Source organism: Pseudomonas sp. S3_B11, assembly GCF_054667715.1.
Map to the genome: position 1 here is coordinate 1,210,654 of NZ_CP162749.1, position 18,595 is coordinate 1,229,248.

An 18,595-nucleotide genomic window follows, 5' to 3' on the forward strand; every position below is an offset into this window, starting at 1 on the left:
GCTGCAACAGCTCAAGCAGACGGCCATGGCGGCGCAGATGCACCAGGATCTGCCGTTCGAGCAATTGGTCGATGCCCTGCAACCGCAACGCAACCTGAGTCACAGCCCGCTGTTCCAGGCCATGTTCAACCATCGCAACGAAACCGACACGGCGTTGACAACTGCCTTGCCGGACCTGGCCATCGAGCCTATGGGTTGGGCGCAGCGCACCGCGCAGTTCGACCTGAGCCTGGACACCAGCGACAGCGCCCAAGGCCTGCACGCGGCCCTGACCTACGCCACGGATCTGTTCGAGCCGGCCACCATCGAGCGCATGGGCCAGCATTGGCTCAACCTGTTGCAAGGCTTGGTGCAGGACCTGCATCGCCCTGTTGTGCAGTGGGCGCTACTGGACGCTGACGAACGTCGGCGCATGCTGGTGGAGTGGAACGCCACGGCAGTCCAATACCCGCTCGATCGCAGTGTGCACAGCTTGATCGAAGAGCAGGTGTCGCGGACCCCGGACGCCCCGGCGCTGGTTTTCGGCGAGCAACGCCTGACCTACGCCGAGCTCAACGCCCGGGCCAACCGGTTGGCGCATCGGTTGATCGATCAGGGTGTCGGCCCGGATGTGCTGGTGGGTATCGCCGTCGAGCGTTCCGTGGAAATGGTCCTGGGGCTGTTGGCGATTCTCAAGGCCGGCGGTGCCTACGTACCGTTGGACCCTGAATATCCACGGGATCGCCTGGCCTATATGTTCGACGACAGTGGCATCGGCCTGCTGCTGACCCAGCGCCATCTACTGGACGCGTTGCCCGTTCCGGAGGCCATTCGCTGCCTGGTGCTGGATCAGCCCGAGGACGGGCTGCAAGCAGGTCGCGATGCCAATCCGTGCGTCGACGTTGACGCTGAAAACCTGGCCTACGTGATCTACACCTCCGGTTCCACCGGCAAGCCCAAGGGCGCGGGCAATCGTCATTCGGCCCTGGTCAATCGGCTGTGCTGGATGCAGCAGGCCTATGGGCTCGATGCCACGGACAGCGTGCTGCAAAAAACGCCTTTCAGTTTCGACGTATCGGTGTGGGAGTTCTTCTGGCCGCTGCTGACCGGCGCGACGCTGGTGGTGGCCGCGCCGGGCGCTCATCGCGACCCGACGCAACTGATCGAGCTGATCACCGCGCAGCGCATCACCACGTTGCACTTCGTGCCGTCGATGTTGCAGGCGTTTGTGCAAGACCCACACGTGGCCCAATGCACCAGCCTGAAGCGGATCGTGTGCAGCGGCGAAGCCCTGCCGGTGGATGCGCAGCAGCAGGTGTTCGCCAAACTGCCGAACGCCAGCCTGTACAACCTCTACGGTCCGACCGAGGCAGCCATCGACGTCACCCATTGGACCTGTGTCCAGGACGGTCGCGACAGCGTGCCGATCGGCCAGCCGATTGCCAACCTGGGTACTTACATCCTGGACGATGAATTGTCGCCGGTGCCGGTCGGTGTGACGGGCGAGCTGTACCTGGCGGGCGAGGGCCTGGCCCGGGGTTACCATCGACGCGCGGCGCTGACCGCCGAACGCTTCGTGACCGGCCCCTTCGGCACGGGGCAGCGGCTGTATCGCACCGGTGACCTGGCGCGCTATCGCACCGATGGCGTGATTGAATACGCCGGGCGCATGGACCATCAGGTGAAAATCCGTGGCCTGCGCATTGAGCTGGGGGAAATCGAAGTGCGCCTGGCCGAGCACGCCGAGGTGCGCGAAACCGTCGTCATCGCCCAGGACGGCACCTTGCTGGTGGCCTACCTGGTGCCAGCCCGCGCTGAACTGCTGAGCGCCGAAGACACCGTCCGCCAGGCGCTGCAAGGTCGCCTCAAGGACCATTTGAGCCAGTCCTTGCCCGACTACATGGTGCCGCAGCACTGGGTGTGGCTGGAAAAAATGCCCGTCAGCCCCAACGGCAAACTGGAACGCAAGGCACTGCCCAAAGCCGATATCAGCGCCAGCCCCAAGGCTTACATCGCACCGATCACCGCCCTCGAACAGACCCTGGCCGCGATCTGGCAAAGCGTGCTCGGACGCGAGCAAGTGGGGGTGGGTGACAACTTCTTCGAGCTGGGGGGCGATTCGATTATCTCGATCCAGATGGTCAGCCGGGCGCGGCAGGCCGGGATTCATTTCAGTCCCAAGGATCTGTTCGTCCACCAGACCATCCAGGGCCTCGCCAGCGTGGCGAACCAGGGGGACAGCGGCCCGGGCATCGACCAGGGCCCGGTGACGGGCGACGCGGTGTTGCTGCCGTTCCAGCAACTGTTTTTCGAACAGGACATGGCCGAGCCGCATCACTGGAACCAATCGGTGCTGCTCAAAGGGCTGCGGCCAGTGGACGCCGCTCATCTGGAGCAGGCGTTGCAGGCATTGGTTGCCCACCACGATGCCTTGCGCCTGGCCTTCACCCGTGAGAACGACGCCTGGACCGCTCGCCATCAAAGCCTCGCCGAGCAACAGGGGCTTTGGCAACGCTCACCGCTGTTGTGGACCGCCGAGGTGGCAGATGCTGCGGCGCTTGAACGGTTGGCCGAACAAGCCCAGCGCAGTCTCGAACTGCAGAACGGCGCACTGTTGCGCGGGGTCTTGGCGAGCCTGGCCGATGGCAGCCAGCGGCTGTTGCTGGTGATCCATCACTTGGTGGTAGACGGAGTGTCGTGGCGCATTCTGCTGGAAGACCTGCAACAGGCTTATCAACAACTGCAGGCCGGCCAGGCCCTGAAACTGCCCGCCAAGACCAGTGCCACCCAGGCTTGGGCGCAACGGTTGCAGGGGCATGCCGGCAGTGCGGCGTTACAGGCTCAAATAGCCTATTGGCAAGGGCAACTGCAGGGCGCTCGCGCCGATTTGCCTTGCGACCGGCCCGAGGGCGAACTGCGCAGGTGCCATGGGGCGCAGGTTCAGACGCGGCTGGATAAAAACCAGACCCGACAACTCTTGCAGCAAGCGCCGGCGGCCTACCGAACCCAGGTCAACGATCTGTTGTTGACGGCTCTGGCCCGGGTGATTGGCCGCTGGTCCGGCGACGCCTCGACCTTGATTCAGCTGGAGGGGCACGGCCGTGAGGCGTTGTTCGATGATCTGGATCTGAGTCGTAGCGTCGGCTGGTTCACCAGCCTGTTCCCGGTACGCTTGACCCCGGCTGTCACCGCAGGGGATTCGCTCAAGGCGATCAAGGAGCAATTGCGGGCGATACCCGACAAAGGGCTCGGATTCGGTGCGCTGCGCTACCTGGGGGATGAGCAGACCCGTCGTACCCTCCAGGCGTTGCCTGTGCCACGCATTACCTTCAACTACCTGGGCCAGTTCGACAGCGCATTCGCCGATGATGCCGATGGCTTGTTTATCCCGGCCAGCGAATCGGCGGGCGCACCACAGAGCCCGCTGGCGCCGCTGGACAACTGGTTGACCCTCAATGGCAGTGTCTACGCCGGCGAACTGAGTATCGACTGGACGTTCAGCACGCAGATGTTCGACGAATCGACGATCCAGACGCTGGCCCTGGACTATGGCCGAGAGTTGCAGGCCCTGATCGAGCACTGCTGCCAGGCACCGCACCAAGGCTTCACGCCGTCGGACTTCCCGCTGGCCGGGTTGACCCAGGCTGAGCTGGACGCGTTGCCACTGGCGCCCCGGCAAGTCGAAGACATTTATCCGTTGTCGCCCATGCAGCAAGGCATGCTGTTCCATACGTTGTATGAGCAACAGGCCGGCAGCTACATCAATCAGCTGCGGGTGGATGTCGAAGGGTTGGACGTCGAGCGCTTCCGCCAGGCCTGGCAGGCGGCCATGGACGCCCATGAAGTGCTGCGCAGCAGTTTCGTCTGGGAAGGTGAGTTCAAGTGTGCCCTGCAGGTCGTGCACAAACAGCTGGACGTTGCCTTCCTGTTCCATGACTGGCGCGCCAGTGCGCAACTGTCCCAGGACCTCGACTCCCTTGCCCTGGCGCAGCGCCAGCAGGGTTTCGAACTGGAGTCGGCGCCCTTGCTGCGCCTGGTAGTGACACGCGTGGCAGAGGACCGCTACCACTTGATCTACACCTGCCATCACATCCTGATGGACGGCTGGAGCAACTCGCAATTACTCGGCGAAGTGCTGCAACGCTACAGCGGCCAACCTGTCGTCGCATCGGGCAGCCGCTACCGGGACTACATCGCCTGGCTGCAACGCCAGGATGCGGTGGCCAGCGAAGCGTTCTGGACGCCTGTGCTGCAACGCTTGGAGGCCCCGACGCGGCTGGCCGATGTCATTGCACCACCGGCCCAGGCCGGTACCGGTTATGGCGACCATGTGCAGATCCTGGACGAGACGCTGACCCGACGCCTGGAAGCCTTCGCCCGTGCCTCGAAAGTCACCGTCAACACGCTGGTGCAGGCCGCGTGGCTGCTGCTGTTGCAGCGTTACACCGGCAAAGACACCGTGGCTTTTGGCGCGACGGTGGCCGGTCGTCCGGCGGACCTGCCGGGCATCGAACAGCAGATCGGCCTGTTCATCAACACCTTGCCGGTGATCGCCAACCCACAGGCCGGGCAGTCCCTGGACAGTTGGCTGCAAGCGGTGCAGGCGCAAAACCTGGCGCTGCGCGAATTCGAGCACACCGCGTTGCTGGACATCCAGCGCTGGGCCGGGCAGGGCGGGGAAGCGCTGTTCGACAGCCTGTTGGTGTTCGAAAACTATCCGATTGCCCAGGCCCTGGAGCAGGGCGCGCCGGACGGTTTGCGCTTTGGTCCGCCGCTCACCCAGGAACAGACCAACTACCCGTTGACTCTGCTGGTGGGCCTGGACCGTCAATTGTCGGTGCACATGAGCTACCAGCGGGCGAGCTTCGAACCCGCCACCGTGGTGCGATTGGCAACGCATCTGGCCCAGTTGCTGGGCCAGATGACGGCCCATGGCGAGCGCTGCCTGGGTGAACTGTCGATGCTGGCGTTCGATGAGCATCAGCGCCTGGTCCATGACTGGAACCCGCTGGACACGCCGTTCGAGCAAGCGTTGTGCATCCACCAGATGATTGCTCGTCAAGTTGAAGCCATGCCAGATGCCCTGGCCGTCACTTTCTCCAACACCCAACTGAGCTACAGCGAGCTCGACGGTCGCGCCAATCGCCTGGCTCATAAACTCATCGAACTGGGTGTGGGCCCGGAAGTGCGCGTCGGCGTGGCGATGCCGCGCTCCGAACACCTGCTGATCGCCTTGCTGGCAGTGCTCAAGGCCGGTGGCGCCTACGTGCCGCTGGACCCGGATTACCCGGTTGAGCGCGTGGCCTACATGCTCGACGACAGCCGTGCGCGGGTGTTGCTGACTGAGCAAGCGGTGGCGGCGACGCTGAGTGTGCCGGCTGAAACCGAAGTACTGATGCTCGACCAGCTCGATCTTTCACGCTATCCATTGCGCGCACCGCACAGCAGCGTCACGCCAGACAACCTCGCCTACGTCATCTACACCTCCGGCTCCACCGGCAAGCCCAAGGGCGTGGCGATTGCCCATCGCAACGTGCTGGCGCTGATCGACTGGTCCAAATCCGTCTACAGCCGGGATGACATCCAGGGTGTACTCGCCTCCACGTCGGTGTGTTTCGATCTGTCGGTGTGGGAGTTGTTCGTGACCCTGGCCAACGGCGGTTCGCTGATCATCGCGCGCAATGCCCTGGAACTGCCGCAACTGCCGGCCCGCGATCAGGTGCGGCTGATCAACACCGTGCCCTCGGCGATTGCCGCGTTGCTACGCAGCGATGAGATCCCGGCCAGTGTGCGCATCATCAACCTGGCTGGAGAGCCCCTGAAGCAAAGCCTGGTCGACAATCTGTACGCAGATGCCAACTGTGGGAGCGAGCTTGCTCGCGATAGTGGTGGGTCAATCAATGATCGGCTAACTGAAAGGGCGCCATCGCGAGCAAGCTCGCTCCCACAAGGGATAGCGCATGTCTACGACCTCTACGGTCCATCCGAGGACACCACCTATTCCACCTGGACCCGCCGCACCGCCGGCGGCACGGCGAACATCGGCCGGCCCCTGAAGCACACCGCCAGCTACCTGCTCGACGCCGACCTGCAACCAGTGCCCCAAGGCGTCTCGGCGGAGCTGTACCTGAGCGGCGCGGGCATCACCCGTGGTTACCTCGGCCGCGCGGCGATGACCGCCGAAAAATACGTGCCCAACCCGTTCTCCACAACCGGCGAACGCCTGTACCGCACCGGTGACCTGACCCGTTATCAGGCCAACGGCAATTTGCAGTACGTCGGCCGTATCGACCATCAAGTGAAGATCCGCGGCTTCCGTATCGAACTGGGAGAAATCGAATCGCGGCTGCTGCAACAGCCCGAGGTGCGTGACGTCGCGGTCCTGGCCCAGGACGCCCCGGGCGGTCAGCAACTGGTGGCCTACGTGGTCGTCCCGACGCTGAACCTGAATGCCACCGAAGCCCAACGCGCCCTGCGCGATGAACTCAAGGCCGCCCTGCGCGAACACCTGCCGGACTACATGATCCCGGCGCACCTGCTGTTCCTCGAACAACTGCCCCTGACCCCCAACGGCAAGCTCGACCGCAAGGCCTTGCCGGCGGTGGAGACCGGGTTGTCGCAAAGCGGTTACGAGGCGCCCGTCAGCGAACTGGAGCAACAGATCGCCGGTATCTGGCAAGAGGTGCTGGAAGTGGAGCAGGTCGGTCGTAACGACCATTTCTTCGAACGCGGCGGCCACTCCTTGCTGGCAACCCAGGCGGTCTCGCGTTTGCGCAAGCTGACAGGCTATCCGCTGAGCCTGCGTGACTTGTTCAATCATCCGCAGCTCAAGGCGCTGGCGGTCCTGATGGCCGGTACTGCCGATGGACCAGTCCGCGCGGGCGACTCCCATGAGGTCCGGCTCAAGGCCCATGGTCCGCGACGTTCGGCACCGCTGTCGTTGGTGCAGCGACGTTTGTGGATCGCCGAACAATTGTCCGGCGGTACGTCGGCCTATGGCATGCCCATGGCGCTGCGCCTGTGCGGCGAATTGTCGGTGGCGCACCTGATGAGCAGCTTTGCCGATGTGGCTCGCCGTCATGACGTACTGCGCACCGCGTATGTCCAGGACGAAGAAGGCGATCCGCTGGCGCTGATTGCCGATGAGGTGCAACTGGACTTCCCGGTGATCGACCTCGCTGGCCTGTCGCCCAGTGCCCAGCAGGAACAGGTGGCCCGAGCGACGCTGGAAAACGCGCGCATCCCCATCGACCTGGAACAGGCACCGCTGTTGCGCGGGCGGATCCTGCGCCTGGGGCCGACGGAGCACGTGTTGCTGTACGCCATGCACCACATCATCTCCGATGGTTGGTCGATGGGGCTGTTGATCAACGAACTGGTGCAGGTCTACGAGGCATCCCTCAAGGGTGAACCGATGCCGCTGCCACCCCTGGAGGTTCAGTACCATGACTTCGCGCTGTGGCAACAGGCGCTGGAGGAGCAGGGCGTGCTGGCGCGCCAGGCCGAGTACTGGAAACACCGGCTCGGCGGCTACGAAGGGCGCCTGGACTTGCCGCTGAGCAGCCCCCGGGGCCAGACGGCGTCCTACGACGGCGATGCGCTGCAGTTCCGGCTTTCCACCGCGCTGAGCGGGGCCTTGCGCCGGTTAGCCAGCGAGGCCGGTGTCACGCTGTACAGCACGCTGCTGGCGTCCTTCCAGGTGTTGTTGCATCGGTTCTGCGGCGCGCAAGACCTGGTGGTCGGGGCCGACGTGGCAGGTCGTGAACAGCCTGAGCTGGAGCGGCTGATCGGTTTCTTCGTCAACGTACTGCCCCTGCGTTCGCGCTTCGACGCTGCGGCCACGTTCTCGCGCTTCCTGGGGCAGACCCAGGACAACCTGCTCGGCGCCCTGGAGCATCAGGACTTGCCGTTCGACCAGATTGTCGAAGCCTCGGGCGTACCGCGACACAAGGGCATGAACCCGTTGCTCCAGGTGTTGTTCGTGATGAACAACGTGCCGGTGCGCACCCGCTCCATGACCGGGTTGAGCGTGGAATTGCTGCCGGCGCTCGAGACCCATTCTAAATTCGATATGGCGTTGTTCGTTGACGAAGAAGAAGGGCAATTGCGCGGTAATTGGCAATTCGCCACAACCTTGTTCGGACATGAGCGCATCCAGCACCTGATTCAGGCCTGGACAGCCCTGTTGGAACAGATCGTCGCTGATCAGGACATTCAATTGGGAGCTATCAGCATGCCAGTCGACAACATGGCGGCGGCCGTCACGCCTGCCACCGTCCCGGGGCCCAAGGCCGACAAACTGGGCAAGTTTCTCAAGCGTTCCGTGACACCCCTCGCCAAGCCTCGTGCGGCGCGGGTGCGTGAATCACTGGTGGCTGCACCGCAGCGCTTTCCCTTGATGCTGGAGCCGGGCGAGCCCCATCTGGATGTCATCGAGTGGATCCAGCAGAACCGGCCACTGATCGAGCAAAAGCTGGCCGAACATGCGGGCATTCTGTTCCGCGGTTTCGAGCTGGACGGTATCCAGGGTTTTGAAGCCTTCGCCGAAGCGGTACAGCCAGGGCTTTATGGTCAGTACGGCGACCTGCCGAAGAAAGAAGGCGGCAAGAACACCTACCGTTCCACGCCGTATCCCGAGCGCAAGATGATCCTGTTCCACAACGAAAGCTCCCATCAGGACCGCTGGCCGCGCAAGCAGATGTTCTATTGCGAGCAAGCCGCACCGGTAGGCGGCGCGACCCCGGTGGTGGATTGCCGGTTGATGTATGAACGATTGCCGGCGGACCTTCGCGAGAAGTTCGAAGACAAAGGCTTGCTGTACGTACGCACCTTCACCGACAAACTCGACGTGTCGTGGCAGCACTTCTTCAAGACCGAAGACCGCCTTGAAGTGGAGGCCCGCTGTCGGGCGGGCGGCATCCAATGGCGCTGGCTCGATAACGACGAGTTGCAGACCCGCACACCGGGGCCCGCGATCATCACGCACCCGATCACCGGAGAGAAGTCGTTCTTCAACCAGGTGCAATTGCATCACATCTATTGGTTGGACCCGGATGTGCGGGAGGACCTGTTGTCGATGTTCGGCCTGGAGCGCATGCCTCGGCATGTGTATTACGGCGACGGCACACCGATTGAGGACGAGGTGATGGCGCGTATCGGTGAGTTGTATGAAGCCTGTGCGGTGCGTTTTGACTGGCAAAAAGGTGATGTGATCCTGCTGGACAACATGCTGGTGGCCCACGCCCGCGACCCGTTCGAGGGCCAGCGCAAGATCGTGGTAGCCATGGGCGATATGTACGACCGTAACGCGCTGGACAACCCGGCCAGTGCCGGGCACGCGATTCAGGGCAGGCGCAATCTGGAGGAAACCGGAGCATGAACGAAGTAACGATGGATCAACAGGACCCGAGTTTCCCGCTGACGCCCGAGCAACAAATGCTGCTCGAACAACTGTCGCCCACGGCGACCTGTGGCGAGGCGTTGCGCTGGCTGAACGTGGTGATCGACGGTGATCTCGATCCGCAGCGCTTGCAGGTCGCGTTCGATACGCTGCTGGCGCAGCAGCCGATGCTCTTGGCGCGGCTGGGCAAAGTCGCCGGTTTCCACGGTTGGCGTCAGGCCGCCGCCAGCGCCGTTCGCTTCCCGCTGACAGTACAGGCCAGCGAGCAACGGGCCGAGGACATCCAGGCGCAGATCAAGGACTCGATGGGTCGCGCTTTTGTGCTCGGCGAATCGGAAAGCCTCCAGGCCGGGCTTTATCGTCTGGCGCCACGGCAATGGCAACTGGTGCTGGGCATCGCCCGCTACAGTGCCGATGGGCCGTCCCTGAATCTGCTGCTTGAGCAGGTGCAGCAAGCCTGCGCCGGGATCCAGGGAGTGGAAGACGCGCCGGGCGAGTTCACCCAATACCTGGAATGGCGCAGTGAGGTGGTGCTGGATGAAGATGCCGCCACCGGACGCACCTACTGGCAGCAGCACCTGCACGGCGTGCAGACGGACATCGCCACGCCGTGGTTGGCCGCACGCAGCGCCGGCAGTGAAACCGGTGCAGGCGCTGCGTGCGTGTCGCTGACGCTGGATCCTGCCCAGCGTGACGCTTTGTACCGTCTGGCCGAGCAGCTCGGCCAGCCGCTTGCCACGCTGCTGCAAGGCGCTTGGTGGGTGTTGCTGGGACGTTTGAGCGGGCTTGAGCAGGCGCTGGTCGGCGTGCGCCATGACAGCCGTGGCGACTATGAATACTTCGCCAATGCCATGGGCGTATTCGAGAAAACCCTGCCGCTTTGCGTTTCGTTGCCCGCCAGCGTGGCGTTCAGCGAGTGGTTGAGCGAACTGGCGGCGGGCCTCGAAGCCCATCGCACCTGGCAGGAATACTGGACCCCGGACCTGGCGCCTGACGCACGCCCGGCCTATGGCTTTACCCTGGGGCAGGCGAGCGGTGCCCGGAGCAGTGGCGACCTGAACTGGGCGCCGGAGCCAACGCTTGTGCAGGCCGATGCGTTCGAGTTGTTGTTACAGGTTCAATTGGACGATGCCCAGCGGCTTGCCGCGGTCAATCTGTCTTACGCCGGTTCGCGTTATTCGCTCGCCTCGGCCGGCGTCGTGCTGGAACAGTACGGCGTGCTGTTGGCGTCGATCCTTGCCACCCCGCAAACCGCACTGGCGCAGCTCGATTTGCTCAGTCGCAGCGAAGAGCAGCGCTTGCGGGCGATCAATCCGCCGATGCAGGCATTGGCGGATGGCCGTTATCTGCCGCAGCGCATCGCCGAGCTGGCGATTCGTACGCCGGACGCCATCGCCCTGACCGACGCCCATCAGCACTTGAGCTATGGCCAGTTGCAAGCCCGGGTCGACCGTGTGGCGCAGGGCCTCAAGCACCTAGGTCTGGGCCAGGGGGCGATTGTCGCGCTGGCGTTGCCGCGCTCGGCGGAACTGGTGATTGCAATGCTGGCGAGCTGGCGCATAGGGGCGGCGTACCTGCCCCTGGATGTGCAGTGGCCCCAGGCGCGCCAGGCGTTGATGCTGCAACAGGCCGACGCGGCTGTATTGCTCACCGATGCGACACACCTGCCGGCCTGGCAGGGGCAGCCGTACAAGGCGCTGACATTGGCTGAACTCAGTCAGTCGGCAGCGCCCTTGCCGGTGCTCGCCACCAAAGGCAACGACATCGCCTACGTGTTGTTTACATCCGGCTCTACCGGGGTGCCCAAAGGTGTGGTGATCGAGCATCGGCAATTGCTCAACTACACCGCCCAGGCCAGTCAGGCCCTGGGGCTCGCGCAGTGCAAAAACGTCGGTTTCAGCTCCACCGTGGCGGCAGACCTGGGCAACACGGCGTTGTTTGGTGCGTTGTTCAATGGCGCCACCCTGCATGTGGCCAGCGATGAGCAGATGCAGGACGGCGCGTTGTTTGCCCAGTACGTGCAGCAGCAACGGATCGACTGCCTGAAAATCGTGCCGTCGCACCTTGCGGCGTTGCTCGACAGTGAGCAGGCGACACTGCCGCTTACGCTGATCCTGGGCGGCGAGCCGATCCCCGCGACGTTGATCGAGCGCATCGCCCGGTTGCGCAGCGATTGTCGCGTGTTCAACCACTATGGGCCGACCGAAGCCACGGTGGGGGTGATGATTCACCCGTTGTCGCTGCACGGCGCGGTCGGCGATTGTGCGGCGCTGACTCAGGTGCTGGGCAACAACCAGGTTTACCTGCTGGACGCCGATCTGCGCTTGGCGCCGGTGGGCGTGCTGGGTGAGGTGTACCTGGGCGGCGCGCAGCTGTGCCGGGGCTATCTGCATGCCGAGGCCGATGAGCAGACGTTCATCCAGAGTCCATTTGATCCGGCGCAGCGGTTATATCGCACCGGCGACCTGGCGCGGTATCGCCCGGATGGGGCGATCCAGCTGTACGGTCGGCGTGATCAGCAGGTCAAGGTGCGCGGGTTCCGTATTGAACTGGCGGAGATCGAGGCGGTGCTGCTGCGCATGCCGCAGGTGGCCGAAGCCCTGGTGCTGCCGGCGACGTCGGTCGAGCAGGGACTGTTGGCCTTTATCGTGGCACAGCCGGGTAGCGCGACGGGCGTGTTGGACGCCGTCCGTGCCGGGTTGAGCGCCCGCCTGCCCAGCGTGATGGTGCCCCAGCACATGCAGCTGATCGAAGCGTTCCCGCGACTGGTCAACGGCAAGATCGATCGCAAGGCATTGCAGCAGTTGGCGGGTGCGGCAACGGATGACAAAGACGCCGCGCCGCGCGATGCGCTGGAGCAATTGCTCGCCGCACGCATGGCGCAGTTGCTGGGGCTGGAGCGATTGGGCATCGATCGCGACTTCTTCGCCGCCGGAGGTCATTCGTTGCTGGTGATCAAGTTGGTGGCCGGTATTCGCAAGTTGTTGCAGTGCGAAATTCATCCGGGCCTGGTCTTCGATCATCCGACCGTGGCGTCGCTGGCACTGGCCTTGCGGGCGCTAGAGAGCAGTCCGGGGCAACTGGAGAAAATGGCCCAGGTCCGCCTGCGCATGGAAGCGATGAGCCCCGAGGAAAAGCTCCGCCTGACCGAACAGGCTCGGCAGCTGCAAGCTGCCAGGGCTGCGCAAAGCAACTGACATCACACGAAACAAAAGGCCGTCGCCCAACAGCGACGGCCTTTTTTTTAATCTTTTTCGCGAATGATAAATAAACTCATTCCGGTTTTTGCCAAGTGCTGCGTCTTACTTAGGTATGTGGGCAAATCGGGTCGGGCAGGACGTCCAGGCACCGGGTTTGTCCAGCAAAGATTTCGCCGTCGTCCAGCCAGATGACCGTGCCCGGGGAGGGGCCGGTCGACCATGCACTGACATTGCCCTGGGGCAATCGACCGTGCGGGTTCACGTGTGCTGGCGAGCGGCGGGCCCTTCGGCCCCATGGACTTTTACTTCTACCAATAATAGAGAGCACGATGTCATCCATTCATGAGTTGAAACCTCTGTTCAAGGCACTCGTCATGTCCCGCGGCCTGCGTTCGCGGCGGGTGTTGGCCGGTCTGGGGTTGGTCTGCGTACTGCCCCTCAGCGCTCAGGTGATGGCTGAAGACGTCAGCATCAACATTCCTGCGCAACCGCTGCCGCAGGCACTGCAAGCGTTCGGTCAGCAGACCAACCAGCAAGTGATCTACAACGCTGCTGATATGGCCGGCCTGAAGAGCACCCGCGTCAGCGGCAAGATGAGCCCGCAGGCGGCCATTGCCGAACTGCTCAAAGGTACTGGCGTGCGTTACAGCGTCGAGGGCAATACCTTGATGCTGGTGCGCGGCTCCGCCAGTGAAGTCCTTGAACTGGGCGCGACCACCGTCAATGCACAGGAGCTGGGCGCTACCACCGAAGGCAGCAACTCATACACCAGTAACGCCGTGACCATCGGCAAGGGCACCCACACCCTCAAGGAAATTCCCCAGTCGATCACCGTGATGACGCGCAAGCAGATGGATGACCAGAACCTGGTCAGCCTCAAGGACGCCGTCAACCAGACCACCGGCATCGTCGGCCTGCAGGGCGTCGGCCAGGGCATGATCCTGTCGTCACGCGGTTTCCAGATCGACGATTGGCAATACGATGGTGTGCCGATCCTGCGTAACAACTATTCGCTGGGCAACTGGGCGACCCAGGACCTGATCTTCTTCGACCGCCTGGAAATCATGCGCGGCGCCTCCGGCCTGCTGCAAGGCACTGGCAGCCCCGGTGGTGCCGTCAACCTGGTGCGCAAGCGTGGCCAGAACGCACCGACCGTGACCCTGACCGGCAAGGCCGGCTCCTGGGATCACTACGGCCTGCAATTGGACGCCGGCGGCCCGCTGAACCAAGCCGGCAACATCCGTGGCCGCATCGTGGTCGACGAAGACCAGAGCAACTCGTTCGTCGACCATGCGTGGAGCAAGACCCATTCGCTGTACGGCGCGCTGGACGTCGACCTGAACGAAGACACCACCCTGGGCTTCGCGGTCAGCCAATCCAACGGCGAATCGCGCGGCAACATCCGTGGCCTGCCACGCTACGCCGACGGTTCGATGCCGGACGTGTCGCGTTCGACTTACACGGGCGCGCGCTGGAACCGGTCAGAAATCGATGTCACCACCTACTACACCGATCTGGAGCATCGCTTCAACGACAACTGGGCCTTCAAGGTCGGTGCCGTGTACATGACCGAAGACAACCAGGCGAAAAACCAGCGAGTCCAAAGGGGTGGTGGTCTCTTGGCGGATGGCAGTGGCGTGCAATATGCCGACTTCGTGACCGATTTCCAGTCCACGAAGGCTGGTCTGGACATGAACCTGACTGGCAAGTTCGAAGCCTTGTCGATGGAGCAGGAAGTCATGCTGGGCGGCAACTTCTCTCAGTTGGAGACGGATGATCGCTACGCCCGTACCTTCAACAACACCAGCGACTCCATCTTCGATCTGAACAATGACCGTCCGGACATCAGCTATGAAAGTTTGATCAATAGCCCGGGCGGCCAGGGTACCCTCAGCAAATACGATATCCGCCAGAAAGGTGTGTACGGCACCTGGCGCGTCAAGCCGGTCGACGACTTGACGCTGGTGCTGGGGTCCCGGGTCAGTTGGTATGACTTCAGCTACAAGTCGAAAACCGAAACCGCGGCCAACGGCATTGTCACCAACACGCCAAGCACCGGAACTGAAACCGGAGTGGTCACGCCCTACGGCGGTATCATCTATGACCTGAGCCGTGAATGGGCCGTGTATGCCAGTTATACCGACGTGTTCCAGCCGCAGACCAATCGGGACGCCGGCGGTTCGGTGCTCAAGCCGATAGTCGGCAGCAACTATGAAGTCGGCCTCAAGGGCGAATTGATGGATGGTCGGGTCAATACCTCCCTGGCTGTCTTCCGCTACGACCATGAGAACCGTGCGATCAACGACGGCGGTTCGGGGTGTGGTGGCTCGGGTTGCTCGGTAGCCTCAGGCAAAGTGCGTAGCCAGGGGATCGACGCCGAAATCAGTGGTGAAGTGATGGACAATCTGCAGTTGTTTGCGGGTTACACCTACAACACCACCAAGTACCTGGAGGATCCGAGCAATGAAGGCAGCATCTACAGCACCTGGACGCCGAAACACATGCTGCGGGTGTGGGGCAACTACCAGCTCACTGGCGACTGGAGCCGTGTCAGCACCGGCTTGGGCTTCACCACCCAAAGCCACACGATGGTTTACGACTATGATCGTGAAATCCCGGGTTACACCGTATGGAACGCCCGTGTCGGCTATCAGCTGACGCCGGAAATCGCTTTGGCGGTCAATGCCAACAACCTGTTTGACAAGACGTACATAACGTCCGCTTACAACCAGCTCAATGGCAACAACAACTTTGGTGATCCGCGCAATCTGATGTTCAGCGTGACTTACAAACCGCAGTTCTGATTTGCGCGAGAACTAGAAAAACGTCTTGTGCGTAATGTTGTTCACTTGGAAAAACGGCGCTTCTTTCAGGAATTGGGAGGCGCCGTTTTTTTTGGGCGTGGGGAGGGGGCATATCCGTTTCTTCGGTAGTGGCTACTGGCGGTTCCGCTCTTACAGCCAGCCCTTTCAAGGTCTTTGATAAAATCCCACAAAACTCAGTCAGGGTGACAGAAGCGATGTGGGCAGAAGTTCTAGCGCGGTTTGAGAAAAAAGCACCGGCCAGTGTCATGACCAGAGTGATTCTGGAGCAGGTTGTTCCTGCCGAATGGATCGATCAGATGTTCGAAGAACATCGTCAACGGCAGTACCCGCGTGAGCTATTGTTCTCAACCATCGTTGAACTGATGTCCCTTGTTTCATTGGGTTTGCGGCCTTCACTGCATGCCGCTGCGCGGCAGATGGAAGACCTTCCTGTCAGTTTGGCGGCGCTGTATGACAAGATCAGCCGGACAGAGCCTGCGCTGTTGCGCGCTCTGATCACCGGCAGCGCAGAGCGCTTGGCCCCAACGATAAAAGAGCTGGGACATTCAGCCATTTTGCCTGGCTGGCAACTGCGGGTCGTCGACGGCAACCACCTGCCTTCTAGCGAAAAACGCCTGGGCGCTTTGCGCCGTGAGCGTGGCGCCGCCCGGCCTGGTTTTTCCGTCGTGGTCTACGACCCCGATCTGGACCAGGTCGTCGATCTTCAGCCCTGTGAGGATGCCTACGCCAGCGAGCGCATCAGCGTGCTGCCCTTGCTGGAAAAGGCCTGTGCGGGGCAGCTGTGGATGGCTGATCGACTGTATTGCACGCTCCCCGTCATGACGGCCTGCGAAGATACCGGGGCGTGCTTCATCATTCGTGAGCCGAGCAAGCATCCACGCCTGCTTAAGGAAAGCGACTGGCAGGAGCCTGTCGCGGTCGCGGCAGGTAGCGTGCGCGAGCAAATCATCGAAGTTCAAGGTGGTCGCCAGTGGCGGCGTATCGAATTGACCCTGCAAGCCCCGACCGAATCTGGCGACACCAGGCTGTTGTTCTGGAGCAACTTGCCCGACTCGATCAGTGCGGAGCAAATCGCCGACTTGTACCGCCGTCGCTGGAGCATCGAAGGGATGTTCCAGCGCCTGGAATCGGTGCTGGACAGTGAAATCCGAACCTTGGGCAACCCTAAGGCGGCCCTGCTGGGATTTGCGTCGGCGGTGCTGGCCTACAACGTCTTGGCCGTGCTCAAGCGCAGCGTTGAACAGGCCCATCGCCAGACCGTGCCCGACGATTGGGACGCATCGATTTTCCACCTGACGGTACAGGTACGCAGCGGATATGAGGGCATGCAGATTGCTTTGCCGCCAGAGCCCTTATCGATCCCCATCCCCGAAGATGGGCTGGCCCCGTACCTACTGATGCTGGCGAAAAACGTCTTACCCAAAGCCGTCGCCAAGAGCAAACGGGGCCCGAAGGTGCCCAAATCCAAAGAGTGGCTGGAAGGCAAAGCCGCGAATGCTCACGTGTCGACGGATCGGGTGCTCAAGGCCGCTAAAGCCAAAAGACCTTGAAAGGGCTGGCTCTTACAGCGGGTCTCTTTCGAAAAGCCGGAATGCCGGCCCAGGCGAAAGTAACCAAAGCGCTTTTGCCCCACCACTCGGCACCTCGCTTAGGCTCGGTGTGCCCTCACTCCGGCATTGCTCCGTGGGCCCGCCGCGAAGGGCCATCCATTGCCCAGCGCGGCTACCTCGGCATCCATGCCGAGGTGCCCACTCCACAATGCCTGCGTTCGGCCAGCGTGGTTAACGGGGCGCCTGAGATCAACGTCCACCGCGAGGCGGCCTAACAGCCGGCCTGGTTCTTGGTGAGACCGCGTTTCTCCTGTGGGAGCGGGCTTGCTCGCGAAAGCGGTGGTTCAGTTTGCAGTGATGTTGGCTGTGCTGGCGTCATCGCGAGCAGGCTCGCTCCCACAGGTTTTTTGTGTCGTGTGCAGATGCTGTGAACACCCGCCAACCCCATGTGGGAGCAACTGTCTTGGATGATTTATTTAGCCATCTTTTCCAGGGACAGCGAGGCTCCCACAGCTCTGGGCTATGCAAGTCTGAAGGGGATTCCCATAATCACAATTCAGGCGATGCGGCCCTTCCACTCAGAACCCTCCCGGATCATTGCGTTTAGACGTACCAACAAGACTCGCATACATGCGATGAGCGCAACCTTGGCGCATTTACCTCTCTCGCGCAGCGCCTTATACCGCGCATTGAAGTCAGGCTGAAACCTGATCACAGACCAGCAGGCCATATACAGAGCGCGTCTGGCGGCGAACCTACCGCCACTGATGTAGCGTTTGCCTTTGTGCGTACCGCTATCGTCGTTGTAGGGGGCGATACCTGCTAATGCAGCGATCTGATGCCGGCCAACCTCGCCGAGCTCTGAAAGATAGGCCATTACACTAGCCGCCGTAACGAGACCGATCCCCTTGACCGAGCGCAGACGAGTAACTTTTTCACGGTCCAGGCTTTCAGCGCTTTGACGGATCAATTTTTCTATCAGCTTAACGGCTTCACATAGATAGTCGATATGACTCTGCAACGCGGGTTTGACTGCCTCAGACGAGGCCGTTTTAAGTCTGCGCTTGTCGTCATCTCTTTGCTGAACAAAGTTTTCCCGTTGCTGGACCAGTGCGCGTAAGTCGTCCTGTTCGGCACTTGTGACCCGGCTGTTAGCAGATTTGATAACCGCTGCAAATTGTGCCAGGAGGCGCGCATCTATCGGGTCGGTTTTAGCTTGTTGTCCCATTGCTTTGGCAAAGTTCTTGGCACGGCAAGGGTTGATCCGAATGACCTCAAAGCCTGCAGCCTGAAGCGCTTTCATGACGTTTCGTTCGTAACCGCCTGTGGCTTCCAGCAACACGCGACCGACCTGATGGAGCAGTAGCCAACCAATTAATCCAGGAAAATCACCCTCGGCGTTAGGGCAACTCACCCCGACATCTAACAGATCAACCTGAACCTGAAGACTGTCTTTGGAAACATCAATACCTGCTGGATAGGAAAACATAGCCAAACCCTCTTACACTCAAGGTGAGAGCGCTCTGGCTTGGCCCACGCTTGTAACTGTTCGAGGTGGGCTCGTTCAACTGTTCGGGCTCAATGACCAGAGTGGAGAGGTGAGTGGCAGCATGGGCTCCCACACGTGCTTTAAGCACTTCG

General features: G+C 61.9%; 5 protein-coding genes (1 of these 5 cut by a window edge). 4 read left to right on the forward strand and 1 reads right to left on the reverse strand.

What is annotated here, in order from left to right:
* The 4 genes from AB4O22_RS05770 to AB4O22_RS05785 form a co-directional block, all read left to right on the forward strand.
* On the forward strand, positions 1 to 9,358 hold the 3' portion of the coding sequence (locus tag AB4O22_RS05770; protein WP_460095981.1) for a non-ribosomal peptide synthase/polyketide synthase. Its footprint begins 4,238 nt before the window's first position; the window shows 9,358 of its 13,596 coding nt (coding positions 4,239-13,596); its start codon lies off the left edge, out of view; it ends in the stop codon at positions 9,356 to 9,358.
* Positions 9,355 to 12,576, forward strand: a complete 3,222-nt coding sequence (locus AB4O22_RS05775; protein WP_460095982.1) for a non-ribosomal peptide synthetase — start codon at positions 9,355 to 9,357, stop codon at positions 12,574 to 12,576. The genes AB4O22_RS05770 and AB4O22_RS05775 overlap by 4 nt, the downstream gene beginning before the upstream one ends.
* Positions 12,577 to 12,908: 332 nt before the next feature.
* A complete protein-coding gene (locus tag AB4O22_RS05780) occupies positions 12,909 to 15,383 on the forward strand; it encodes a TonB-dependent siderophore receptor (protein ID WP_460095983.1) in 2,475 nt (824 codons plus the stop codon).
* Between the two features lie 266 nt (positions 15,384 to 15,649).
* Positions 15,650 to 16,954 (forward strand): IS4 family transposase, encoded by a 1,305-nt coding sequence (locus AB4O22_RS05785; protein WP_460095984.1) that lies wholly within the window; start codon positions 15,650 to 15,652, stop codon positions 16,952 to 16,954.
* Between the two features lie 556 nt (positions 16,955 to 17,510).
* Here AB4O22_RS05785 and AB4O22_RS05790 read toward each other — a convergent pair.
* Entirely contained in the window at positions 17,511 to 18,443 is a 933-nt protein-coding gene (locus AB4O22_RS05790) for an IS110 family transposase (RefSeq protein WP_460095826.1), read from the reverse strand.
* Positions 18,444 to 18,595 lie beyond the last annotated feature (152 nt).

Excerpts from the sequence above, each read along its gene's own strand:
- AB4O22_RS05775 (WP_460095982.1), top strand. The coding sequence starts at position 9,355 with ATGAACGAAGTAACGATGGATCAACAGGACCCGAGTTTCCCGCTGACG.
- AB4O22_RS05780 (WP_460095983.1), top strand. The coding sequence starts at position 12,909 with ATGTCATCCATTCATGAGTTGAAACCTCTGTTCAAGGCACTCGTCATG.
- AB4O22_RS05785 (WP_460095984.1), top strand. The coding sequence starts at position 15,650 with ATGACCAGAGTGATTCTGGAGCAGGTTGTTCCTGCCGAATGGATCGAT.
- AB4O22_RS05790 (WP_460095826.1), bottom strand. The coding sequence starts at position 18,443 with ATGTTTTCCTATCCAGCAGGTATTGATGTTTCCAAAGACAGTCTTCAG.